Raw genomic sequence first — 23,242 nt, forward strand, 5'->3', positions numbered from 1 at the left:
GCATGAAAATTGACATCAACGCAAAATATTACGGAGATAACAGCACTAAAATCGTCCATGGCGATGCGCTGACAGAGCTTAAAAAGCTGCCAGATGCCAGTGTCGATCTGGTTTTTGCCGATCCTCCCTACAATATTGGCAAGGATTTCGATGGCCTGCGTGAACTGTGGGACGAAAAGGAATTTCACGCCTGGCTGTTTGAGTGCATTGATGAGTGCCACCGCGTCCTGAAAGAGACGGGCACCATGTACATCATGAACAGCACTGAGAACATGCCCTATATCGACATCAAATGTCGCGAGCTGTTTGAGATTAAAAGCCGCATCGTCTGGGCTTACGACAGCTCTGGCGTGCAGGCAAAGCGTTTCTTCGGCTCAATGTATGAACCGATCCTGATGATGGTTAAAAACGCGAAGAAGTACACCTTTAATAGCGATGCTATCCTGGTCGAAGCGCCTACCGGTGCGAAACGCGCCCTCATCGATTATCGAAAAAATCCGCCGCAGCCCTATAACACCCAGAAAGTTCCGGGTAACGTCTGGGAGTTTCCGCGCGTGCGTTTTTTGATGGATGAATATGAAAACCATCCGACGCAAAAGCCGACGGCGCTGCTGAAAAGAATTATTCTGGCGTCCTCTAATCCGGGCGATGTGGTGCTCGATCCCTTTGCGGGCAGCTTTACCACTGGTGCGGTCGCCATTGAGTGTGGGCGTCAGTTTGTGGGAATTGAGATCAACGAAGAGTATGTGAAGATGGGCATCCGTCGCCTGGCGGTGGCCTCGCACTTCACAGAGCAAGAGCTCGAAAAGGTGAAAAAGCGCAAAACCAAAAACCTCTCTAAAAACGTAAGGGGCACCAGTACCCCTCACGACGGGCCGACTAATCCAGAAGACCATATTCCAGTTTGAAGTTTTCGCAGATCACCGCTTTTAGCTGCTGGATCTGCGCCTCCGACTTCGCCACCGTGCCAAGGATAGCTTGCAGCGTCGGCACGGTGATAATCTCTTCAAACAGCGACATATAACCGTCTGCCACCGCCTGTTCCATCGATTTTAGCGCCTTGTTGCGAATGGCGGTAAAGGCCTCGTCGGGCGTCTTCAGCGTTTTGATAACAAAGCTGATCGGGAATTTGTTGGTCTTATCAAAGTCGAGAAAGTACTTCTTAAAATCCAGCACCTCAGTGACCTGGAAGAAGCGGCCTTCAGGACGTAACACGAAATCAATTCCGCCATCGTTGGCGTTGGTGCGCCCGGTCTTGAAAAGCTCGTAGGGCTTAACCACGTCATTAATTTTGACCGTCATCCTGGCGTAGTGCAGCTTAAGCACTGAATAGGAAACCACTTCAAACAGTCGGGCATCGGCTTTCGGGTGCCATGATTTTTCAACAAAGCCCAGTATCTCCTGTGCGCTGGTGGCGCCTTCGATCTCTTTGAGAAAGGCGTTCTGATTTTCCGTAATTTCGGCGACATAGAGATCGATAGCACGGGTGATAAACAGCGCCGCCGAGTCGGCGTTCATACCATGCTGGGTCAGAAATTCTGCGGAGATTTTGCGCTTCTTTTCTGGCACGGCGCTAACCGGAAGTAACGCATCACTGGCGCCAAAACCGCGGCGAATTTTATCGTTCAGGCGGTTGTCCAGCGCATGGTTTTGTAATTTGGAGCCAAACGGCAGGCGACGCATCTCCTCCATTAGCGCGGTGAAGGTGGTGCCTTCACGCTGATTGTTATTCCAGGCATTACAGAGCACGTAAAGCGCATAAAGCGTGCCGAGTGAGCGTCGGGCTTTACTACCGCGATCGGACGCCAGGGTATTATTGATGATGAACTGATACGCAATGGTGTGGCGGGGGATGTTAAGTTCGTCTGCCAGCTGATCAATCTTGTCGCTAAAGGTGCTCATGCACCACTCCTTGTGGCCTTCCCGGATGGAAACTGATTATCTTATTGATGAACATGATTTTTTAGCTGATGTGACCCCCGTCAGGCAAATTTTTTTACGATAGCGCGAAGGCTTAATTAATTTATGGGTAATAAAAGTTTCACCTGACTATACTTAAGCTGTCATTCAACTGAAATGTAATTGTCATTATTTTGTCATAAAGGACAGGCAGGTTAATTATGATTTATCAGTAGGTATATAAGCTATGAATATATATCTGGATAATAATGATAACTTCGTGTATTAAATTAAGAAATTATGACAAAGGACGCCGCACCATGACAACAGCTGTACTGAATGTGAAAATTGACGGAACCTTAAAAGAGAGACTCCGTGAGTATGCAGAAGCTAATAACGAGAATCTCAGTGTTACGACAGAAAAACTGCTGCTGCTGGCGTTCGAAGCAGTAGAAGAGGCGGGAGTAACGGAAGAGGATATCGACAATCAGCATACGGAAGAAGAGAACGTTACGCCATTTACTCCTAAAGAAATCAAGGCATTGCGTAAAATTCTGAAGAAGAAAAAATGAAACATTCACAACAATCTACTGCCAGTGACTATCAGGAAGCCTGTTCACTCCTGCGATCTGGCTATGTCAAACATGTCCGCCTGGGCTGGAATGTAGGTAGTGATGAATTCTTTCGAATTGCGTCAGACTGGTGCGATACCGGCGCAAAAATAAAGAAAGAGGGCGATGATTTTGTTATTTCGCTAAAAGGTTTCCCCATTCCTCCGCAGCACTGAACAGGCGTCGCCAGAAAGCGTCTGACTGTATCAGTTACAGTCAGACGCTTTTTACATTAGACCTGAAAAATCATAATTGTGCACGGCATCACTTTTCTGCCGAATAAAGCAAGCGCGTGCCGTTTGCTTTTTCTTATATTCAGGCTACACAATATTTCGTTTTATTGCCGACCCACCATTATTAAGGGGCTGCCACAGCGGTTTTATTCGTAAAAGTGCGCTCTCCAGCTCGGCCGGTTCCAGCGAAAAAGGCATACGCAGATAGCGATCGAAGGCACCCGACAGGCCGAACCTTGTGCCGGTGCCCAGATGAATACCGACCGTTTCGGCGCGCGCGGCCAGTTGCGTTGCCAGCAGATCTGGCAGCTCCACCCAGAACGATAAGCCTCCCTGCGGCTGCTGGAAACGCCAGTCGGGGAAGTGCGCCTGCATCAGCTCGCTACAGCGTCGCCGCCGTGCGTTAAGCATCTCTCGCCGGGCAGGCAGAAGTTCGTTGCTCCGTTCAATCAGCCATAGCGTCGCCAGTTGCTCCAGCAGCGGCGAACCCAGGTCAAGCGTATCTCGCGTTTGAGTCAGGGAGGCGATGGTACGGGAAGAGGCGCGGATCCACCCCAGCCGCAGGCCGCCCCAGAAACTTTTTCCTGCGGACCCAAGCGTAATGACGTTGGCCTGCTTATCAAACGCGGCGAGGGGCGGCGGGGGCGGGGCGTCGTACCAGAGGTCAACCATGGTCTCATCCACCACCAGCGTCGTGCGGGTGCGGGCGGCGATGGCGGCGATGGCTTCTCGCGTATTGCTGTCCATGCAGCGTCCGGTCGGGTTATGAAAATCTGGCATCAGGTACGCAAGCCGCGGCGCGGTCTGGGCCAGCGTGGCGGCAAAACCGTCGATGTCCCAGCCTGTCTGGGGAAGCGAAACCCCGACCGGGCGACAAGCCGCTCCCTGAATGGCCGCAATGGCTAACGGGTAGGTAGGGTGATCCACCACCACCCGATCGCCCGGGCCAGTTAGCATCCGCAATACCAGGGCCAGGCCGCTGACGGCACCGTTCACCACCATGATCTCTTCTGGCCGGGTCGGTAACCCCTGGGCGGTGTAACGTGAGGCGATGGCTGCCCGCAGCGGCTGGAGGCCAGCCTGGTCATAACCGGTATGGGTCAGATGCTGGCTAAGCGCCGTAAGCGCATGCGTGTAGGCCTGAAAGATCTCCGGCCCGGCGCCGAGGGCGGCGGTGGAGAGATCCAGCGCTTCGCTGGCAACTGCGCGGGTGGGAATGGCGCGACTATCGGGAAGGATTATGCGGGAACCGCTACCAAGCCGGCTTTCGAGATAACCCGCGTCGCGCAGATGGGCGAGGGCACTGCTGATCGTGGTGCGACTCACCCCCAGCGAGGTCGCCAGTTCACGCTCCCCCGGCAGGCGCGTATCGAGCGCCAGCCGTCCATCCAGGATCAGCAGACGCAGCGCGTCGGCAAGCTGGCGCCAGATCGGGGTGCGTGCGTGCTCTTGCTGCCAGTGCCCCAGCAGCCGCATTAATGACTGAGTTCCAAAGCGACGAGATGACATATGCAGTCCACTTTTTCAAAACTGGATATTAATCATAATGCCATTTCAGGTAATGATGAAAGCCGGGATATTCGGAGAGAAATCATGTTACGTCGTTTACTTCAGCTGTATGTGGGATTGAGTTTATACGGACTCTCTACCGCTATGTTTGTGCGCGCCAGCCTCGGCGCAGATCCCTGGAACGTCTTTCACCTGGGGGTGACAAAATTACTGGCGATGGACATTGGCACCGTAATGATCCTGACCGGTGCGGCCGTACTGCTGTTCTGGATCCCGCTGCGCCAGCGCCCCGGATTAGGGACTATCAGTAACGTGATTGTGATTGGCCTTGCAGCGGATGCGTCTCTGGCGCTGATCCCCCCTATCGACTCGCTGGTAGTCCGCAGTGCCTTACTGGCGAGTGCGGTAATCGTTAATGCGCTGGCAACGGGTATGTATATTGGCGCGGGCTTTGGCGCCGGACCGCGCGATGGGCTGATGACCGGCATCCATGCCCGCACCGGCTGGTCGGTGCGCAGCGTGCGTACGGCGATTGAAGTTTCCGTTCTGCTTATCGGCTGGGCGCTGGGGGGCAACCTTGGCGTGGGGACCGTACTTTACGCCCTCTGCATCGGCCCGCTGATTCAGCTCTGTCTGCCCTGGTTTCGTCATACGCCGGCGCGCATTGTTACCGGGCAGGCTGAGCGCTCTGTCTAATTTTGCGAAGCGCTCACAAGCTTTGTCTGGTACATTGTGACAGAATGGACGCCTCTCTCCTCACCACGCAATACGCATGAAATCGATCACGTTATATGACGTCGCTCGCCTCGCGGGCGTCTCTTATCAAACCGTCTCCCGCGTCATTAACGACGCGGAACACGTTTCCACCCGTACGCGGGAAAAGGTGCAGCAGGCGATGGCCGAGCTGCACTATGTCCCGAACCGTGGCGCACAGCAGCTGGCGGGAAAACGCACCCATACGCTCGGGCTGATTACTACCGATCTGGCGCTACATGCCCCTTCCCAGATCGCCTCGGCGGTGAAATCCCGCGCCGGGGAACGAGGCGCCAGTGTCTTGATTTCGATGGTGGAGCAACCACAGCAGTGTCTGGCCGCGCTTCAGGATCTTCTTGCCCAGCGGGTTGAAGGGCTGCTGGTTAACGTTCCGCTGGAAAACGCGCAGGCGGAGCAGTTGCAGGCCCAGGCCGCGCCGGTCCCGGTGCTTTTCCTGGATGTTTCGCCCGATGCGCCAGTGCAGAGTCTGGTCTTCGATGCGGAACAAGGGGCACGACTGGGCGTCGAACATCTTCTCGCGCTGGGACACCGGCAGATCGCTCTGCTGAGCGGGCCGGATAGTTCGGTCTCCTCCCGCGCAAGGCTGAGCGGCTGGCGAGAGGCGCTGGCGCAGGCTGGAATCGAACCCTGTGCGGTGGCCTGGGGAGACTGGAGCGCCGCATCGGGCTATGAAAAGGCGCATCAACTGTTGGCTGGACCCGCCCTGCCGCAGGCGATTCTGGTCGCCAACGATCAGATGGCGCTGGGGGTGCTGCGTGCCTGCGCTGAAAAAGGCGTGGCGGTGCCCGGACAGATCTCGGTGGTGGGCTTTGACGATACTGCAGACAGCGCCTGGTTTACCCCGCCGTTGACCACGATACGTCAGGCCTTCCGCGAGGCCGGGCAGCGTAGCGTCGAGTGGCTCCTGTCGCCACCAACAGAAAAAGAGGCCGGGCAAACGCAATTGCCCGTAAGCCTGGTCGAGCGCCATTCAACGGCGCGGCAGGGCGCGCAACAGCAAGGTAACGAGGAACTTGCTCAACAGTTGAAATCGCTGGCGATCCTGGCTGGCCAACTGGCACGTCGATAAGACTTTTGTGATCTGCCTCGCTTCACGAGGCGATCCTGCTTTACCCCATCCTTTCGCCAGGGCATGTTAGCTAAAATTGTGAGCGCTTCGCAAAGAGGTAATTATGTCCTGTCCTGCTCCGCTGACTCTCAGCGCTATCCTTGCCCGCCGTGACTGGGAAAATCCCGGCGTCACTCAATGGAATCGATTTCCTGCCCATGCTCCCCTCAGCGGCTGGCCAGAGGAGAACAGCGCGCGTGACGAGCAGCCCTCGTCGGCATTGCGCTCTTTGAACGGTGAGTGGCAATTCAGCTTTTTCAGCGCACCAGAACAGGTTCCGGAGAGCTGGATACACAGTGATTGCCCGGATGCTGCCGGTATGCCGGTGCCTTCAAACTGGCAAATGCAGGGTTTCGATACCCCCATCTATACTAACGTTACCTATCCCATTGCGGTTAATCCCCCTTTCGTACCCGCGGAAAATCCTACCGGCTGTTACTCGCTCACATTTGAGATGGATAGCGCGTCTCTGCAAAGCGGTCAGACGCGCATCGTCTTTGATGGAGTGAACTCGGCCTTTTACCTCTGGTGTAATGGCGAGTGGGTGGGGTATTCCCAGGATAGCCGTCTACCCGCTGAGTTTGATCTGACGAATGTACTGCGCGTGGGGAGTAATCGCCTGGCGGTGATGGTGCTGCGCTGGTGTGACGGGAGTTATCTGGAAGATCAGGACATGTGGCGCATGAGTGGCATCTTCCGTGATGTCACGCTGCTGCATAAACCAGACACACGCATTGCTGACTACCAGGTGGTCACCGCCCTGAACGCGGAATTTGACCGGGCAACGTTACAGCTGGAGGTGAAGCTGGAAGGGCCAGATTATGCGGATTGCGAAGTGCGGTTCACGCTTTGGCGTGATGATGTGCGGGTGGGCAATGTCAGCGGCAGAGCGGGTACCGCGGTCATAGATGAGCGCGGTAACTGGCAAGAGCGAGTGGTGGCGACCCTGCCCGTGGCGGAACCGGCCCTCTGGAGTGCGGAGTCACCCGAGCTTTACCGTCTGACCATTGCGCTCCACGATGCGCAAGGCAAGGTTCTGGAGACGGAAGCCTGTGACGTTGGCTTCCGCCACGTGGAAATCAGCAACGGATTGTTGAAAGTCAACGGCAAACCGCTGCTGATTCGCGGGGTGAACCGTCATGAGCATCACCCTGAGCGCGGCCAGGTTATGGATGAAGCGACCATGCGTCGCGACATTGAGCTGATGAAACAGCACAACTTTAACGCTGTACGCTGCTCACACTACCCTAATCATCCTCTCTGGTACCGTCTGTGCGATCGCTACGGGCTGTACGTGGTCGATGAGGCCAATATCGAAACCCATGGCATGGTACCGATGAGCCGACTGGCCGACGATCCACGCTGGCTGCCCGCGATGAGCGAACGTGTCACCCGGATGGTGCAGCGCGATCGTAACCATCCGTCGATTATTATCTGGTCCCTGGGCAATGAGTCCGGACATGGCGCTAATCACGACGCCCTCTACCGCTGGATAAAAACCACCGATCCCACCCGTCCGGTACAGTATGAGGGCGGTGGAGCAAACACGGCAGCAACCGATATTGTCTGCCCTATGTACGCCCGTGTCGATCAGGACCAGCCTTTCCCGGCCGTGCCAAAATGGTCAATCAAAAAGTGGATAGGGATGCCGGATGAAACGCGTCCGCTCATCCTCTGTGAATATGCCCATGCGATGGGCAACAGCTTCGGCGGGTTCGCCAAATACTGGGAGGCGTTTCGCAGCTATCCACGCCTGCAGGGGGGATTCGTCTGGGACTGGGTTGACCAGGCGCTAACCCGACATGACGATGAGGGCAGGGCTTACTGGGCGTATGGCGGCGATTTTGGCGATAAGCCTAACGACCGTCAGTTCTGCCTGAATGGGCTGGTATTCCCGGACCGCACGCCGCATCCCGCGCTTTACGAAGCCCAGCGCGCGCAGCAGTTCTTCACCTTTACCCGCATCAGTTGCTCCCCGCTGGAGATTGAGGTGCAGAGCGATTATCTGTTCCGCACGACAGATAACGAGCTGCTGCGCTGGTCAGTGGCGCGCGACGGTGAAGTGCTGGCCTCTGGCGAGGTGACGTTGAATATTGCTCCGCAAGGAACGCAGCGCATCGCGCTGGAACTGCCAGAGCTGAAGGCAGCACCGGGTGAGGTCTGGTTGAACGTGGAGGTTATTCAGCCTGCGGCGACCGCCTGGTCGCCAGAAAATCACCTTTGCGCATGGGAGCAGTGGCAGCTTCCTGCTCCGCTGTTTATTGCCCCGGCCGTGGCGGCAGGGGAAAAACCCTGCTTAATCGTTGAAGATGATGCGCTGGTGGTCACCCACGGCGAGCAGCGCTGGCAATTCAGTCGGCAGAGTGGGGATCTGACCCAGTGGTGGAAGGCGGGTGACGCCACGCTGCTGGCTCCCCTTTGCGATAGCTTTACCCGTGCGCCGCTCGATAATGATATCGGCGTCAGCGAAGTGACCCGCATCGATCCCAACGCCTGGGTTGAGCGCTGGAAAGCGGCAGGTATGTATAATCTGACCCCGCGCCTGCTGGAGTGCGAAGGTGAACAGCATACCCGTGACGTGACGATCACCACGGTGCACGCCTGGGAGAGTGAAAGCAAACTGCTGTTTATCAGCCGCAAGAACTGGCGTATCACCGATCAGGGCGTGCTGATGGGGGATGTCGAGGTGCAGGTGGCGAATGATATTCCTGAGCCGGCACGTATCGGGCTGAGCTGCCAACTGGCCTCTGTACCGCATACCGTGAGCTGGAGTGGGCTTGGGCCATATGAAAACTATCCGGACCGCAAACTGGCCGCGCGCCAGGGCCGCTGGACCTTGCCGCTGGCAGAAATGCATACGCCCTATATTTTCCCTACGGATAACGGCCTGCGCTGTGATACCCGCGAACTCCTGTTAGGCGCTCATCACCTACGTGGGGCCTTCCATTTTGCCGTGAGCCGCTACAGCCAGGCGCAGCTGCGCGAAACGTCGCATCATCATCTCCTGAAGGAAGAGGCGGGCTGCTGGCTGCATCTTGATGGATTCCATATGGGCGTCGGCGGCGATGACTCCTGGAGTCCGAGCGTATCCCCGGAGTTTATCCTGCAACAGAAACGGGTGCGCTACGCGTTTAGCTGGCAGCAGAACTAAACTTGATCGGCAGATACGGCTACACCACGTAGCCGTACAGTCACTTCGGAGGTTTTACTGATGAAGTATGTCGATGGTTTTGTCCTCGCCGTTCCTGCAGGCAGTAAAGAGGCGTATCGCGAGCTGGCGGCGAAGGCTGCGCCACTCTTTAAAGAATTTGGCGCGCTTCGCATTGTCGAGTGTTGGGCTGACGACGTGCCGGATGGCAAACTGACCGATTTTCGCATGGCGGTGAAAGCGGAAGAGGGGGGAAGAAGTTGTCTTTAGCTGGATCGAATATCCCTCGAAGGAGGTGCGTGATGCGGCGAACCAGAAGATGATGAACGATCCCCGCATGAAAGAGATGGGAGATTCCATGCCTTTTGACGGCAAACGGATGATCTACGGAGGTTTTTCTCCGCTGCTTGACGAGTAATCCTGTCGCCCGGCACCCGCCGGGCTTTCTGTCAGGTTCGAATTACTCGGGATCCAGGTTGTGTTCGGCCCAGGTGATAAAGGCCTCCTTCGGTAGTGCCTTGCTGTACAGCCAACCCTGACCATATTGCACACCGTGGCGACGCAACCACTCCAGCTGGCCTTCGGTTTCTACCCCTTCTGCCACCATGGCCAGTTTCAATGACTTCGCCATTTCAATGATATGGGGCGTCACGTTTTTATACTCCAGCGCATCAACGAAAGATTTATCGATCTTGAGCGTGTCTACGTCCAGATCCTGCAAATAGCTGAGGCTGGAGTAACCTGTTCCGAAATCATCAATATAGATCGCGTGGCCGGCACGCCGAAAACCCGCAATGGCGGGGGCGCTGACGGCAGGGTCGGCAAATCCCCGCTCGGTGAGCTCCAGCGCTATTTGCGCAGGCGGGATCTGCCACTGGTTCAGTAAGCGGCTTAATAGTGCAGGCAGCGAGCGGCAAAGCAGATCGGCGGGAGCCAGATTGATAGAGACATGCAGGTGCGGATGCTGGTGTAGCCACTCACCCAGATCCTCAAAGACCTGCTCAATGATCAACGCCGTCAGATTTGTGATAAGACCGGTCTGTTCCGCCAGCGGGACAAAAATGTCCGGCGAAAGATAGCTTTTATCTTGCTGCGGCCAGCGGGCAAGAGCTTCTGCACCGATGATGCGACCGCTACTGAGTTCAACGATGGGCTGATAGTGCACAACGATCTCGCGGGCGTTAATGGCATCCAGCAGGCGATGCCGGGGAGATTGCAGACGTTTTAAAATTCTCAACACGAACCCGGTCGTTAACACGCTAAGCAAGATACCAAAAGGGAGCCAAAAATAGAGCTGATTGAGCCAGTTTTCTTGTAACGGGCGCAGGGAGGACCATGTCACGATTGCGATACCGAGGTCGGGTACGTTGTGAATGTTATAGAGGGTACCGTCGTACTGCAGATGATTATCTTCGGCTTGCTGAAGCCGATTCAGAAGAGATATCTCGAGATGGCTACTGCTCGCGAAGACGATATTGCGGCGTAATCCAACCAGCGCAACCTCAATGGGCCAGGAGCCGAAGGGGAGAACATCGATGAGCGATGCCGGATCCATCATCACGATATAATTGTGCGTGCCAAGCGCCGCCATATAACGGTCAACGCCGATATCGTTTTGTGCGGTAAGCCAGGCGCGATAGCCGTCCGGGGTTATCCGCATTGCCCGGGGAAAAGGCTGCCCGTGGCTGGTACGTTCCAGCGATGAGCAGAGCGGTTTCAGGTTATCGACGTAAATCACTTCCTGCAGATAGCGATGAGAGAAAGAGACCCGACGCATTTCCAGCGCATGCTCTGGGCCACAGATCGGTCCCTTAAACTGCTGCATGTGCATCAGAGCGGATTTTCCCTGTGCCAGTACCCGATTCGTACGAAGCAGTATGCGGGACGAGTAATTATCCAGGTCTGTATAAAACTTCTCTTCGGCATGGCGGTGAGCGAGCCATACGCTCAGGCCCAGCGGTGCAAGCACGGCAAGAATCAGTACGCAGGTCACCAGCTTGACCAGGTGTCGGGTTGTCATGCTCCAGTTTCCTTTTTGCCACGCCAGTACCTGTGGCGCGCAAGCGAATGACGGAATAGAGAGAGTGGCTTAATAATAGTGTTATAGCACGCGGCTGACGTTGATTTCATTCAACACAATCACGCTGCGAAAAGAGCGCGAGGGTTTAAGGCGGTTGTTTTTATCATCAGCCTCAGATAAGCTAATTGTTATGTTATAACAAAACATGACGAGATGAAGATGAAACAGAATATTCACCCCCACTACCGTACTGTCGTGTTTCACGACACCAGCGCCAATGCGTTCTTCAAAGTCGGCTCAACCATCAAAACCGATCGTGAAATCGAGCTCGACGGGCAGACATGGCCCTATGTGACCATCGACGTGTCGTCGCAATCACATCCATTTTATACCGGCAAACAGAAAGCGTTCTCCAGCGAGGGCAGTACGGCGCGTTTCCGTCAGCGCTTTGGCCGTTTTATCGATGTTAAAAGAGGTTAAACATGCAGGTTCTGAACTCATTACGCAGTGCAAAACAGCGCCACCCTGATTGTCAGATCGTAAAGCGTAAAGGGCGACTTTATGTCATCTGCAAATCAAATCCGCGCTTTAAGGCGGTGCAGGGGCGTAAAAAGAGACGTTAAGCGTAGCGTCTGTTTATCGGAGAAGGGCTGCTTGCTGCCGACGGGATGTCGGCGGCAAGTCAGGCGCAACATCAGGCAGGCGTGCGGGAGAGGGTAAACACGTCGTAGAAAGAGAGCTCGCCTTTGGTGGCGATCATTTTTTGCAGCTTAGCTTTTTGTTCTTCTTCGACCTGCGGTGAGTGCAGGATATCGTCGATCAGCTGGCCCGGCACATAGCGGGTGTTGTACCACTCCCCGTTGTAGCACACGCGGAAATCAAGCACATCGATATCTTCATAGCGGTAGCGGGGATTCACATCGAAGAAAAAGAATGCGTTAAAGACAATAAACAGAATCACCAACAACCACACGGATCCCACCAGGGTCTCCGACTGCAACATCACCACCAATGTCGCCAGCCAGGCGGCGTACATGGCAACGAATAACCCAGGGTGTTTACGAATAAAGCTGATGCTAAAACGCGGCTTGTTGTCGCGCTTTTCACGCGCGTTGAGATCGTCGATGGTTTCGGTGAGCAGGCGCTGTATTTCGGTCATCTTCTGCCTTTAAAAGTCGGTACACACAGGGGAACCTGTACATTTTAAGTGACCCTATTGTTCGAAAAAAGTAACAGTTTCACCGCGAAAAAACATAACAGTTGCAGTGGCGTGGACGGTGGTCAACATTAAAGGGCGGCTTAAGGCGAAGCAGGGTATCCCGGGGCGATGAGTTTCGCCCGCACGTGCCGGAAGCGGCGAACCGCCATAGTGACATAAATCGAGAAGTTAACGACAAACGGGGTTTCGCTGTCTCATTAAATCAGGCAAATGATTAACGTACAAATTTCCACACAGATGTAGGGATTTTATCGTACAGCTTATTCATCGTCAGTTCTGCAAGGCGATGATCGGCTGCTGAATAAAATACCGCCAGCTCATTATCCGAAAGCTCATATTTATTTTTTTCAATAACGCGCTCCAGCGTATCAATTGACTGACAACGTCGCAGACGCATCAAATAATCTGTTTTAGTTAATGGTTTTTCAGACATAAATCCACCTAATTGTTTGTAATAGTTTTAACATACGAGCCTAAAGGATTTGCTCTGCTTGCATTCACAAAACAGCGAAAGAGGCGATTGCCAGATTTACGCCATTTCTGCAAATCTTGTGAGTTAATGCCATAGCTACTGAACAGCATAAATGTATCGTCCAGGTACTCGTCAATTTGCTCGATCAACTTATTATCTTCGTTGTACTTAATTTTATAATTAAGAGCGAAGGTCGCTATATGTTCAATGAGCTCGTTTAACTGCAAATTGATGGCAGAGGTTGGGTCATTAACCCAGCCATGGTTGCTGTCATCAAGGTTGGCGAGGCAATCATGGTACAAGGATTCACAGAGAAATTTCAACTGCGCAATATCATGCCTTTTTGGAGAGTATTCGTCCATAGCGCATCCCCTTCTGAGTGATTTTTTACTCACCGAACATCGATTTCGGGATGGATACAACTTACTAAAAACCTTTCAAACGGCGCTTTGGTGATGCTGCCAACTTACTGATTTAGTGTATGATGGTGTTTTTGAGGTGCTCCAGTGGCTTCTGTTTCTATCAGCTGTCCCTCCTGTTCAGCTACTGACGGGGTGGTGCGTAACGGCAAAAGCACCGCCGGACATCAGCGCTATCTCTGCTCTCACTGCCGTAAAACATGGCAACTGCAGTTCACTTACACCGCTTCTCAACCCGGTACGCACCAGAAAATCATTGATATGGCCATGAATGGCGTTGGATGCCGGGCAACCGCCCGCATTATGGGCGTTGGCCTCAACACGATTTTACGTCACTTAAAAAACTCAGGCCGCAGTCGGTAACCTCGCGCATACAGCCGGGCAGTGACGTCATCGTCTGCGCGGAAATGGACGAACAGTGGGGCTATGTCGGGGCTAAATCGCTCCAGCGCTGGCTGTTTTACGCGTATGACAGGCTCCGGAAGACGGTTGTTGCGCACGTATTCGGTGAACGCACTATGGCGACGCTGGGGCGTCTTATGAGCCTGCTGTCACCCTTTGACGTGGTGATATGGATGACGGATGGCTGGCCGCTGTATGAATCCCGCCTGAAGGGAAAGCTGCACGTAATCAGCAAGCGATATACGCAGCGAATTGAGCGGCATAACCTGAATCTGAGGCAGCACCTGGCACGGCTGGGACGGAAGTCGCTGTCGTTCTCAAAATCGGTGGAGCTGCATGACAAAGTCATCGGGCATTATCTGAACATAAAACACTATCAATAAGTTGGAGTCATTACCCGGCGCTTTTTCCTCTTCTCTTTAACTATAAGACACTCTGATTCGGATTTCACCGCGCTATTACGAAAAATTACAATTACGCAGCACGAACGCAGGATGTTGCCATCTAATCCGATGAGTTAAAGGAAAAATTATCTTACATCTATAGCAATCATGATGTTACTGGCGAACCCAGTATGGAAACAGACATAACTTAAGAACATTAAGGGCAGTCGCCAGGAATAATCTTATTATAGTGGGGCCTTTCCATAAATTTGAGAATTTATGTAAAAGATTTCGTTTAAATATGATATGCCCTCAGAGAATGGCATTAAATAAATAATTCGCAATAAGCGTATTTTATGATTTTCATTAGAGATAAAAAAGGCCGCAAATGCGGCCTTTTTATCGAGTGAAACCGGTATCGGTCACTTAAACCGGGTGGTTATGCTCAATATCGTCGTTCTTACGGCTGAAGCGGCGACGTACCACCACGAAGAACACCGGAACGAAGAAGATAGCCAGAATGGTTGCAGTAACCATCCCACCCATTACGCCCGTACCTACGGCGTTCTGCGCACCGGAGCCTGCGCCAGAACTGATAACCAGCGGCATAACCCCGAGGATAAATGCGAGGGAGGTCATCAGGATTGGACGCAGACGCATACGTACCGCTTCCAGAGTCGCTTCAATCAGCCCTTTGCCCTCTTTATCCATCAGATCTTTGGCGAATTCGACGATAAGTATCGCGTTCTTCGCCGACAAGCCAATGGTTGTCAGCAGGCCCACCTGGAAGTATACGTCGTTGTTCAAACTGCGGAAGGTTGCGGCAAGTAGCGCACCGATAACCCCCAGTGGGACAACGAGCATGACCGAGAACGGAATGGACCAGCTCTCATACAGTGCAGCCAGACAGAGGAAGACCACAATCAGCGAGATGGCATACAGGGCAGGGGCCTGGTTACCGGAGAGGCGTTCCTGATAGGACATCCCCGTCCAGTCGTAACCGATACCCGCAGGCAGTTTACTTGCCAGCTCTTCCATCATGTCCATGGCTTCACCGGTACTTCTGCCTGGTGCTGCCTGACCGAGGATTTCCATCGACGGCAGACCGTTATAACGCTCCAGACGTGGCGAACCATATTCCCAGTGGGAAGTGGAGAAGGCAGAGAACGGTACCATCTGGCCATTGCTACCACGCACGTACCAGTTGTTGATGTCGTTCGGCAACATACGGTATTCCGCTTCGGACATCACGTACACTTTCTTCACACGACCACGGTCGATGAAGTCGTTAACGTAGCTACCGCCCCAGGCTGCGCCCAGAGTTGTATTGATGTCGCTGATAGACACGCCCAGGGCTTGTGCTTTTTCCTGGTCAATATCGATCTTGTACTGCGGAGTATCTTCCAGGCCGTTAGGACGCACGCCTACCAGAAGGTCAGGATGTTTCGCGACTTCGCCAAACAGCTGGTTACGCGCCTGAGTCAGTTTGTCATGGCCCAGGTTACCCTGGTCAATCAGCTGGAAGTCGAAGCCGGTTGCTGTACCCAGATCCACAATCGCTGGCAGGTTGAAGGCGAAGACCATCGCATCTTTAATCTGCGAGAAGGTGCCCATCGCACGGCCAGTAATGGCTTCGACCTTGTTCTCATCGCCCGGACGGTCAGCCCAGTCTTTCAGAGAGACGAAGGCGATACCGGTGTTCTGACCACGACCCGCAAAGCCGAAGCCGTTTACCGCAAACACGGATTCAACGTTGGCTTTCTCTTTGGTGAGGTAGTAATCCGTAACCTCATCCAGCACTTTCTGGGTACGTTCTTGCGTGGCACCCGCAGGCAACTGCGCCATGGTCAGGAACACGCCCTGATCTTCTTCTGGCAGGAACGAACTTGGTAGACGAACGAACAGGTAGGCCATACCGACCACAATAATGATATAGAGCAGCAGATAACGACCGGTGCTGCGCAGAATGTTACCTACGCTGTCGGTGTAGTGGTGCGTGCTCTTATCGAACATGCGGTTAAACCAACCGAAGAAGCCTTTATGCTCGCCGTGTCCACCTTTCTGAATCGGTTTCAGCATGGTGGCACAAAGCGCTGGCGTCAGGATTAATGCCACCAGCACCGACAGCGCCATCGCTGATACGATAGTGATAGAGAACTGACGGTAAATGGCACCGGTCGAACCGCCAAAGAAGGCCATCGGGATAAATACAGCGGACAGTACCATCGCGATACCGACCAGTGCGCCCTGGATCTGGCCCATTGATTTACGCGTGGCTTCTTTCGGCGGAAGGCCCTCTTCGGACATCACGCGCTCAACGTTCTCAACCACCACGATGGCGTCATCCACCAACAGGCCGATGGCAAGTACCATCCCGAACATCGTTAACGTGTTTATCGAGAAGCCGAAGGCTGACAGTATCGCAAAGGTACCCAGCAGTACGACCGGAACGGCGATGGTTGGAATCAGCGTCGCACGGAAGTTCTGCAGGAACAGATACATTACCAGGAACACCAGGATGATCGCCTCGACCAGGGTTTTCACAACTTCGTGAATCGAGATCTTAACGAACGGGGTGGTGTCGTATGGATAAACAATTTTCAGGCCAGACGGGAAGAACGGTTCCATTTTCTTCAGTTCTTCACGGATGGCAGTCGCAGTATCAAGGGCGTTCGCACCGGTCGCCAGTTTAATACCCAGACCGGAAGCCGGCTGGCCGTTAAACTTAGCAATGACGTCGTAGTTCTCGCCGCCCAGCTCAACCTTCGCCACATCGCGCAGGCGAACCTGAGAACCGTCCTGGTTCACTTTCAGCAGAATTTTGCTGAACTCATCGGCAGAGGTCAGACGGGTTTGCGCGATGATCGAGGCGTTCAGTTGCTGGCCTTTCACCGGCGGTGTACCGCCTAACTGACCGGCTGCAACCTGGGCGTTCTGCGCTTTAATCGCGTTGATCACGTCAACCGGCGTCAACTGGAAGTTGTTCAGTTTGTTCGGATCCATCCAGATGCGCATCGCGTACTGGGAACCGAACAGCTGTACGTCACCCACACCCGAAGTACGGCTGATGGCGTCCTTCATGTTGGCGCCCACGTAGTCGGAGATATCCTCCTGGGTCATGGTGCCGTTGGTGTTGATTACGCCGACAACCATCAGGAAGCTACTGGACGACTTCTCGACGCTCACGCCCTGCTGTTGTACTTCCTGCGGCAGCAGTGGCATCGCCAGCTGCAGTTTGTTCTGCACCTGTACCTGCGCGATATCCGCATCGGTACCGGATTCGAAGGTCAGGGTGATCTGAACCGTACCGGTGGAGTCAGAGTTGGAGGACATGTACATCAGGTTATCGATACCGTTCATGTTCTGTTCGATAACCTGCGTTACGGTGTCCTGCACCGTTTTCGCATCAGCCCCTGGGTAGGTTGCGGAGACCGTCACCGCCGGCGGCGCAATCGTTGGATATTGCGCGACAGGCAGCTTCAGGATCGCAAGTCCCCCAGCTAGCATGATAATTATGGCGATCACCCATGCGAATATGGGGCGATCGATAAAGAAATTAGGCATGTCTTAACGGCTCCTGTTTAAGTTAAGACTTGGACTGATCTGACTGGCCAGCGGCCGAAGCTTGTTGTTTATCGTCAGAGGCAACTTCCTGCGCTTTAACTTGTGCGCCTGGACGTACTTTCTGCAAGCCGGTCACAATGACGCGATCGCCATCTTTCAGACCTTTCGTTACCAGCCATTTATCACCAATTGCCTGAGTGGCAGTGATGTTGCGGGTTTCGACTTTATCTTCTGCGCCAACAACCAGTACGCTCGCATCACCGCGCGGTGTACGAGTGACACCCTGCTGAGGTACCAGCAGTGCTGTTGGGTTTGTCCCTTCTTCCAGGTTCGCACGCACGAACATACCTGGCAGCAGCGTATGGTTCGGGTTCGGGAAGATGGCACGCAGGGTAATAGAGCCTGTGGTCTGGTCAACGGTGACGTCCGAGAATTCCAGCGTTCCCGCTTCAGGGAATTTAATGCCATCGCTGGTCACCAGTTCCACTTTCGCTTTGCCGTTCTCTTGTTTCAGCGTGCAGTTTTCCAGCTCTTGCTTCAGGCGCAGGAAATCGTTGCTGGATTGGGTGACGTCCACATAAATCGGGTCGAGCTGTTGCACGGTGGCCAGCGCGGTGGTTTGACCGTTCTGCACCAACGCCCCTTCGGTGACGGACGATTTACCGATACGGCCGCTGATAGGTGAGGTGACCTTAGTATAGGCCAGGTTAATACGTGCAGTCTCAACGGCGGCTTTTGCCGCGACAACCGCCGCACTCGCCTGCTGGGCATCTGCCAGAGCGCTATCATATTCTTGTTGGCTAATGTACTGGGTACCCAACAGTTTCTGATAACGGTTAACCGTCAGCTGTGCGATCTTCGCCGCGGCCTGTGCTTTGGCCAGATCGCCTTTCGCGCTTTCGTAAGAGGCCTGATAGGTTGCTGGATCAATCTGATACAGAGAGTCACCCGCTTTAACATCGCCACCTTCGGTGAAATTACGTTTCAGGATAATGCCATTCACCTGAGGACGAACTTCCGCAATACGGTAAGCGCTGGTACGACCGGGCAATTCAGTGGTTATCTGAAGAGGTTCAGTTTTGAGCGTCACAACGCCAACTTCTGGCATCTGTTGCGCTCCTTGTTGAGCCTGTTTGTCGTCACATCCTGTAAGCGCTAAGCTGCCTGAGAGCATCAGAACGACCGCCAGAGGCGTTAACCCTCTGTTTTTGTTCATATGTAAACCTCGAGTGTCCGATTTCAAATTGATCAATGGATCAAACGTCCACAAACCCATTGCTGCGTTTATATTATCGTCGTGCTATGGTACATACATTCATAAATGTATGTAAATCTGACTCCTGTTAATTCACCAAGGTATGGCACGAAAAACCAAACAACAAGCACTTGAGACGCGACAACACATTCTTGATGTTGCTATGCGCTTGTTCTCGCAACAGGGTGTCTCTTCCACCTCGCTGGCGCAGATTGCGCAAGCGGCGGGCGTGACACGGGGCGCGATTTACTGGCATTTCAAAAATAAGTCAGATTTATTTGGTGAAATTTGGGAGCTTTCAGAATCCAGTATTGGCGATCTTGAGACTGAGTATCGGGCAAAATTCCCTGACGATCCACTGTCCGTTCTCAGAGAAATTCTGGTCTATGTTCTTGAGGCGACAGTTAATGAAGAGCGTCGCCGATTAATGATGGAAATTATCTTTCATAAATGTGAATTTGTCGGCGAAATGGCCGTTGTGCAACAAGCGCAGCGACGCCTTTGCCTTGAGAGCTACGATCGTATAGAACAGTCACTTGTACACTGTATTAATGCGAAAATGCTCCCCGCCAATTTACTTACCCGCCGTGCCGCAATTCTGATGCGCAGTTATATCTCCGGGATAATGGAGAACTGGCTCTTTGCCCCCCAGTCGTTCGATTTAAAACGCGAGGCGAGGGACTATGTAGAGATTCTGCTGGAGATGTACCAGCTCTGCCCCACGCTGCGATCCAGCCCCGACATCTTATCCGCCTGAGTAGCCAGGAATTTTCCTGGTCGAAAGCGTTGGCGCTATTCCGCTTCCGGTTGCCGTGATATTCTTCACGCCTAACCAATTTGGCCATCCATTGCACAGCATACCAACCACTATGTCGCACTTCACTCGCAGGCAAAATCCGTTTTTTGCTTTGGTTTTGTTCATACTGTTCTTCTTTATAACTTCACATACGGCGTTTGCCCGAGCCGCTAATGGCACCGACACGCCAACCCGGGCAGATCTGCAAAGCCAACTGGATGTGTTAAGTAAGCAGAAAGACCTTTCGCCGCAAGATAAACTTGTTCAGCAAGACCTGAACGAGACGCTGGAGACGCTCGATAAAATCGAACGTATTAAAGCCGAAACCACCCAGTTGCGTCAGAAAGTGCTTCAGGCACCTGAAAACATGCGTAAGGCGACCGAAGGGTTAAACGCCCTGAGTGATGTAGATAACGACGCTGAAACACGCAAAACCCTGGCGACGCTCTCTCTGCGCCAGCTTGAATCACGCGTGGCCCAACTGCTGGATGATCTGCAAACCGCCCAGAGTGATCTCTCGACGTACAATAGCCAACTGGTTTCACTGCAGACACAGCCAGAGCGCGTGCAAAACGCCATGTATACCGCCTCCCAGCAACTGCAGGAGATCCGCAATCGTCTGAACGGCACGGCGGTGGGCGAAACCGCGTTACGACCGACCCAGCAGACTTTGCTGCTGGCACAGCAAACGCTATTGAACGCGCAAATCGACCAGCAACGTAAGAGCCTGGAAGGGAATACCATCCTGCAGGATACGTTGCAAAAACAACGTGATTACGTCAATGCCAACATCAACCGTCTGGAACACCAACTGCAACTGCTGCAGGAGGCGGTTAACAGTAAACGCCTGACCCTGACCGAGAAGACAGCACAAGAAGCCGTCACACCGGACGAGACCGCCCGTATACAGGAAAACCCGTTGGTCAAGCAGGAGCTGGAGGTGAACCACCAGCTCAGCCAGCGTTTGATCAACGCTACCGAAAACGGCAACGCCCTGGTTCAGCAGAACATCAAAGTTAAAAACTGGCTGGATCGCGCCCTGCAGTCGGAACGCAATATTAAAGAGCAGATTGCGGTTCTGAAGGGCAGTCTGCTGCTCTCCCGTATTCTCTACCAGCAACAGCAAACATTGCCTTCAGCCGATGAACTGGAGGATATGACCAACCGCATCGCCGACCTGCGTCTTGAACAGTTTGAGGTGAATCAGCAGCGCGATGCGCTCTTCCAGAGCGACAGTTTTGTCGCCAAAGTGGAAGAGGGGCATACCAGCGAAGTGAACGATGAAGTGCACGATGCGCTGCTGCAGGTAGTGGATATGCGCCGCGAGTTGCTTGACCAGCTGAACAAACAGCTGGGGAACCAACTGATGATGGCGATCAACCTGCAGATCAATCAGCAACAGCTGGTGAGCGTATCGAAGAGCCTGCAGGAGATCCTGACCCAGCAAATCTTCTGGGTGAATAGCAATAAACCCATGGACTGGGAGTGGATCAAATCCTTCCCCGCCACCCTGAAAGACCAGATCAAGGCGATGAAAATCACCGTGAACTGGGAAAAAGCATGGCCTGCCGCCGCGATTGCTTTCCTGGCCGGACTGCCGCTGTTGCTGATTGCGGGCCTGATTCGCTGGCGTCTGAACTGGCTGAAAAATTACCAGTCGAAGCTGGCGCATGAAGTCGGGCAGTTGCGTAACGATAGCCAGATGCACACGCCGAAAGCGATTCTGATTGATTTGCTACGTGCCTTGCCCATCTGCCTGGTGATTCTGGCGGTAGGGCTGATTCTGCTCACTATGCAGTTGAATATTAGCGATCTGCTGTGGGCCTTTAGCAAGAAACTGGCGCTGTTCTGGCTGGTCTTTGGCCTGTGCTGGAAGGTACTGGAAAAAGACGGCGTGGCGGTGTGCCACTTCAATATGCCGGAGAAACTGACCAGCCACTGGCGTCGTCAGATTGTTCGCATCAGCCTGGCGCTGCTGCCGCTGCACTTCTGGTCAGTAGTGGCGGAGCTTTCGCCATTACACCTGATGGATGATGTCTTAGGCCAGTTTGTGATTCTGTTCAACCTGCTGTTGATCGCCGTACTCATGTGGCCGATGTGCCGCGACAGTTGGCGCGATAAAGAGTCGCACACGATTCGCCTGGTCACGGTGACCATACTGTCGATCATCCCGCTGGCGTTAATGGTGCTGACCGCGACGGGCTATTTCTATACCACGCTGCGCCTTTCCGGGCGCTGGATTGAAACCGTCTATCTGGTCATCCTCTGGAATCTGCTCTACCAGACCGTGCTCCGCGGCCTGAGCGTTGCTGCGCGTCGTATTGCGTATCGCCGCGCACTGGCGCGCCGCCAGAACATGGTGAAAGAGGGGGCGGAAGGGGCCGAGCCGCAGGAAGAGCCGACCATCGCGCTGGAGCAGGTTAACCAGCAGACATTGCGTATTACTATGCTGGTGATGATCGCCCTGTTTGCCGTCCTGTTCTGGGCAATCTGGTCTGACTTAATCACCGTATTTGCTTACCTCGATAGCATAACCCTGTGGCACTACAACGGTACCGAAGCGGGCGCGGCGGTGGTGAAAAATGTCACCCTGGGTAGCCTGCTCTTTGCGCTGGTCTCGTCGATGGTGGCCTGGGCGCTAATTCGCAACCTTCCGGGCCTGCTCGAGGTGCTGGTGCTCTCGCGCCTGAATATGCGCCAGGGGGCGTCGTACGCTATCACCACCATTCTCAATTATGTGATTCTGGTGGCGGGGGCGATGACCGTCTTCGGCTCGCTGGGGGTCTCCTGGGATAAACTCCAGTGGCTGGCAGCGGCCTTGTCGGTAGGCCTGGGTTTTGGTCTGCAGGAGATCTTCGGTAACTTCGTCTCCGGCCTGATTATTCTGTTCGAACGCCCGGTGCGCATTGGCGATACCGTGACCATCGGCACCTTCTCTGGCACCGTCAGTAAGATCCGTATTCGTGCTACGACCATTACCGATTTCGATCGCAAAGAGGTGATCATCCCGAACAAGGCCTTCGTGACTGAGCGTCTGATCAACTGGTCGCTCTCTGACACCATTACGCGCGTTGTGATTCGCCTCGGTGTCGCTTACGGTTCGGATCTCGATAAGGTGAAAAAAGTGCTGCTGAAAGCGGCGATGGATCATCCGAAAGTGATGCACGATCCCGAGCCATCGGTCTTCTTCACCACCTTCGGGCCAAGTACGCTCGATCATGAGCTGCGTTTATATGTCCGTGAGCTGCGTGACCGAAGCTACACCGTGGATGAGCTGAACCGCACGATCGACCGTCTGTGCCGTGAAAACGACATCAATATCGCCTTTAACCAGCTTGAAGTTCACCTGCGAAATGAGAAGGGTGAGGAGCATACGGAAGTTAAGCGCGACGTTAAGGGAGACGATCCTACCCCCGCGCAAGCATAAAAC

The 23,242-nt window shown here is 53.9% G+C and carries 19 protein-coding genes and 1 pseudogene; 12 read left to right on the forward strand and 8 right to left on the reverse strand.

The annotated features are described in order from the left end of the window. Positions 1–2: 2 nt before the first annotated feature. Positions 3–908: an adenine-specific DNA-methyltransferase gene (gene yhdJ, locus JZ655_RS04670; RefSeq protein ID WP_046884442.1), complete on the forward strand. Its 906-nt coding sequence runs from the start codon at positions 3–5 to the stop codon at positions 906–908. On the opposite strand, the gene JZ655_RS04675 is transcribed toward yhdJ, so the two are convergent. Then, positions 880–1,902 carry a type II restriction endonuclease gene (locus JZ655_RS04675; protein WP_207293117.1) on the reverse strand — a complete coding sequence of 341 codons (1,023 nt, stop codon included), beginning with the start codon at positions 1,900–1,902 and terminating at the stop codon, positions 880–882. The two genes, yhdJ and JZ655_RS04675, sit on opposite strands and share 29 nt — an antisense overlap. A 317-nt stretch (positions 1,903–2,219) precedes the next feature. Between JZ655_RS04675 and JZ655_RS04680 the strand changes: the two genes are divergently transcribed. Together JZ655_RS04680 and JZ655_RS04685 are read left to right on the forward strand one after the other, a co-directional pair. Continuing rightward, positions 2,220–2,471 carry a hypothetical protein gene (locus JZ655_RS04680; protein WP_040076884.1) on the forward strand — a complete coding sequence of 84 codons (252 nt, stop codon included), beginning with the start codon at positions 2,220–2,222 and terminating at the stop codon, positions 2,469–2,471. Then, positions 2,468–2,686, forward strand: a complete 219-nt coding sequence (locus JZ655_RS04685) for a hypothetical protein (protein ID WP_040076883.1) — start codon at positions 2,468–2,470, stop codon at positions 2,684–2,686. Before JZ655_RS04680 ends, JZ655_RS04685 begins: the two co-directional genes overlap by 4 nt. A 144-nt stretch (positions 2,687–2,830) precedes the next feature. On the opposite strand, the gene yczR is transcribed toward JZ655_RS04685, so the two are convergent. Then, entirely contained in the window at positions 2,831–4,252 is a 1,422-nt protein-coding gene (yczR, locus tag JZ655_RS04690; RefSeq protein WP_207293118.1) for a MocR-like transcription factor YczR, read from the reverse strand. 84 nt (positions 4,253–4,336) lie between these two features. On the opposite strand from yczR, the gene yczE reads away from it, so the two are divergent. The 4 genes and pseudogenes from yczE (at position 4,337) to JZ655_RS04710 (ending at position 9,700) form a co-directional block, all read left to right on the forward strand. Further along, complete coding sequence (yczE, locus tag JZ655_RS04695) at positions 4,337–4,948, forward strand: membrane protein YczE (RefSeq protein ID WP_046884518.1); 612 nt, start codon at positions 4,337–4,339, stop codon at positions 4,946–4,948. A 76-nt stretch (positions 4,949–5,024) separates the two neighbouring features. Continuing rightward, positions 5,025–6,095 carry a LacI family DNA-binding transcriptional regulator gene (locus JZ655_RS04700; RefSeq protein ID WP_207293119.1) on the forward strand — a complete coding sequence of 357 codons (1,071 nt, stop codon included), beginning with the start codon at positions 5,025–5,027 and terminating at the stop codon, positions 6,093–6,095. Between the two features lie 103 nt (positions 6,096–6,198). Beyond that, the gene (locus tag JZ655_RS04705) at positions 6,199–9,285 is read left to right on the forward strand and encodes a beta-galactosidase (RefSeq protein ID WP_207293120.1); all 3,087 of its coding nucleotides are present in this window, start codon (positions 6,199–6,201) and stop codon (positions 9,283–9,285) included. Between the two features lie 60 nt (positions 9,286–9,345). Then, positions 9,346–9,700, forward strand: a pseudogene (locus JZ655_RS04710) (DUF1428 domain-containing protein). A 42-nt stretch (positions 9,701–9,742) separates the two neighbouring features. On the opposite strand, the gene JZ655_RS04715 reads toward JZ655_RS04710, so the two are convergent. Further along, positions 9,743–11,302 (reverse strand): EAL domain-containing protein, encoded by a 1,560-nt coding sequence (locus JZ655_RS04715; RefSeq protein WP_207293121.1) that lies wholly within the window; start codon positions 11,300–11,302, stop codon positions 9,743–9,745. 219 nt (positions 11,303–11,521) lie between these two features. On the opposite strand from JZ655_RS04715, the gene JZ655_RS04720 reads away from it, so the two are divergent. Beyond that, positions 11,522–11,782, forward strand: a complete 261-nt coding sequence (locus tag JZ655_RS04720) for a type B 50S ribosomal protein L31 (protein ID WP_046884436.1) — start codon at positions 11,522–11,524, stop codon at positions 11,780–11,782. 2 nt (positions 11,783–11,784) lie between these two features. Then, entirely contained in the window at positions 11,785–11,925 is a 141-nt protein-coding gene (gene ykgO / locus JZ655_RS04725; protein WP_003859006.1) for a type B 50S ribosomal protein L36, read from the forward strand. A 71-nt stretch (positions 11,926–11,996) separates the two neighbouring features. Here the strand turns inward: ykgO and JZ655_RS04730 are convergent, their stop codons facing one another. From JZ655_RS04730 to tomB, 3 genes are all read right to left on the reverse strand, one after another. After that, positions 11,997–12,461, reverse strand: a complete 465-nt coding sequence (locus JZ655_RS04730) for a YlaC family protein (RefSeq protein WP_040076876.1) — start codon at positions 12,459–12,461, stop codon at positions 11,997–11,999. 274 nt (positions 12,462–12,735) lie between these two features. Next, positions 12,736–12,954: an HHA domain-containing protein gene (locus tag JZ655_RS04735; RefSeq protein WP_040076875.1), complete on the reverse strand. Its 219-nt coding sequence runs from the start codon at positions 12,952–12,954 to the stop codon at positions 12,736–12,738. Positions 12,955–12,962: 8 nt separating this feature from the next. Further along, positions 12,963–13,355 carry an Hha toxicity modulator TomB gene (tomB, locus tag JZ655_RS04740; RefSeq protein ID WP_046884434.1) on the reverse strand — a complete coding sequence of 131 codons (393 nt, stop codon included), beginning with the start codon at positions 13,353–13,355 and terminating at the stop codon, positions 12,963–12,965. A gap of 144 nt (positions 13,356–13,499) precedes the next feature. Between tomB and JZ655_RS04745 the strand changes: the two genes are divergently transcribed. Further along, positions 13,500–14,197, forward strand: a protein-coding gene (locus tag JZ655_RS04745; RefSeq protein WP_242637262.1) for an IS1-like element IS1A family transposase whose coding sequence is annotated in 2 segments (ribosomal slippage) — positions 13,500–13,749 and positions 13,749–14,197 — 699 coding nt in all. Because the reading frame shifts where the segments join, the coding sequence is not laid out codon by codon here. Positions 14,198–14,623: 426 nt separating this feature from the next. Here the strand turns inward: JZ655_RS04745 and acrB are convergent. Together acrB and acrA are read right to left on the reverse strand one after the other, a co-directional pair. Next, the gene (gene acrB / locus JZ655_RS04750) at positions 14,624–17,761 is read right to left on the reverse strand and encodes a multidrug efflux RND transporter permease subunit AcrB (protein ID WP_040076873.1); all 3,138 of its coding nucleotides are present in this window, start codon (positions 17,759–17,761) and stop codon (positions 14,624–14,626) included. Positions 17,762–17,783: 22 nt separating this feature from the next. Next, positions 17,784–18,977 (reverse strand): multidrug efflux RND transporter periplasmic adaptor subunit AcrA, encoded by a 1,194-nt coding sequence (gene acrA, locus JZ655_RS04755; RefSeq protein ID WP_207293122.1) that lies wholly within the window; start codon positions 18,975–18,977, stop codon positions 17,784–17,786. Positions 18,978–19,119: 142 nt separating this feature from the next. On the opposite strand from acrA, the gene acrR reads away from it, so the two are divergent. Further along, positions 19,120–19,773, forward strand: coding sequence for a multidrug efflux transporter transcriptional repressor AcrR (gene acrR, locus JZ655_RS04760; protein WP_046884432.1), 654 nt, complete (start codon positions 19,120–19,122; stop codon positions 19,771–19,773). A gap of 112 nt (positions 19,774–19,885) precedes the next feature. Next, positions 19,886–23,239: a mechanosensitive channel MscK gene (gene mscK / locus JZ655_RS04765; protein ID WP_207293123.1), complete on the forward strand. Its 3,354-nt coding sequence runs from the start codon at positions 19,886–19,888 to the stop codon at positions 23,237–23,239. Positions 23,240–23,242 lie beyond the last annotated feature (3 nt).

This window comes from Leclercia pneumoniae (assembly GCF_017348915.1).
Classification (GTDB): Bacteria; Pseudomonadota; Gammaproteobacteria; order Enterobacterales; family Enterobacteriaceae; genus Enterobacter; species Enterobacter pneumoniae.

Coding starts and splice junctions, on each gene's coding strand:
- acrB (WP_040076873.1), bottom strand. CDS start 17,761: ATGCCTAATTTCTTTATCGATCGCCCCATATTCGCATGGGTGATCGCC.
- mscK (WP_207293123.1), top strand. CDS start 19,886: ATGTCGCACTTCACTCGCAGGCAAAATCCGTTTTTTGCTTTGGTTTTG.
- JZ655_RS04675 (WP_207293117.1), bottom strand. CDS start 1,902: ATGAGCACCTTTAGCGACAAGATTGATCAGCTGGCAGACGAACTTAAC.
- yczR (WP_207293118.1), bottom strand. CDS start 4,252: ATGTCATCTCGTCGCTTTGGAACTCAGTCATTAATGCGGCTGCTGGGG.
- JZ655_RS04700 (WP_207293119.1), top strand. CDS start 5,025: ATGAAATCGATCACGTTATATGACGTCGCTCGCCTCGCGGGCGTCTCT.
- acrA (WP_207293122.1), bottom strand. CDS start 18,977: ATGAACAAAAACAGAGGGTTAACGCCTCTGGCGGTCGTTCTGATGCTC.
- yhdJ (WP_046884442.1), top strand. CDS start 3: ATGAAAATTGACATCAACGCAAAATATTACGGAGATAACAGCACTAAA.
- JZ655_RS04685 (WP_040076883.1), top strand. CDS start 2,468: ATGAAACATTCACAACAATCTACTGCCAGTGACTATCAGGAAGCCTGT.
- JZ655_RS04705 (WP_207293120.1), top strand. CDS start 6,199: ATGTCCTGTCCTGCTCCGCTGACTCTCAGCGCTATCCTTGCCCGCCGT.
- JZ655_RS04715 (WP_207293121.1), bottom strand. CDS start 11,302: ATGACAACCCGACACCTGGTCAAGCTGGTGACCTGCGTACTGATTCTT.
- acrR (WP_046884432.1), top strand. CDS start 19,120: ATGGCACGAAAAACCAAACAACAAGCACTTGAGACGCGACAACACATT.
- tomB (WP_046884434.1), bottom strand. CDS start 13,355: ATGGACGAATACTCTCCAAAAAGGCATGATATTGCGCAGTTGAAATTT.
- ykgO (WP_003859006.1), top strand. CDS start 11,785: ATGCAGGTTCTGAACTCATTACGCAGTGCAAAACAGCGCCACCCTGAT.
- JZ655_RS04720 (WP_046884436.1), top strand. CDS start 11,522: ATGAAACAGAATATTCACCCCCACTACCGTACTGTCGTGTTTCACGAC.
- JZ655_RS04680 (WP_040076884.1), top strand. CDS start 2,220: ATGACAACAGCTGTACTGAATGTGAAAATTGACGGAACCTTAAAAGAG.
- JZ655_RS04730 (WP_040076876.1), bottom strand. CDS start 12,461: ATGACCGAAATACAGCGCCTGCTCACCGAAACCATCGACGATCTCAAC.
- yczE (WP_046884518.1), top strand. CDS start 4,337: ATGTTACGTCGTTTACTTCAGCTGTATGTGGGATTGAGTTTATACGGA.
- JZ655_RS04735 (WP_040076875.1), bottom strand. CDS start 12,954: ATGTCTGAAAAACCATTAACTAAAACAGATTATTTGATGCGTCTGCGA.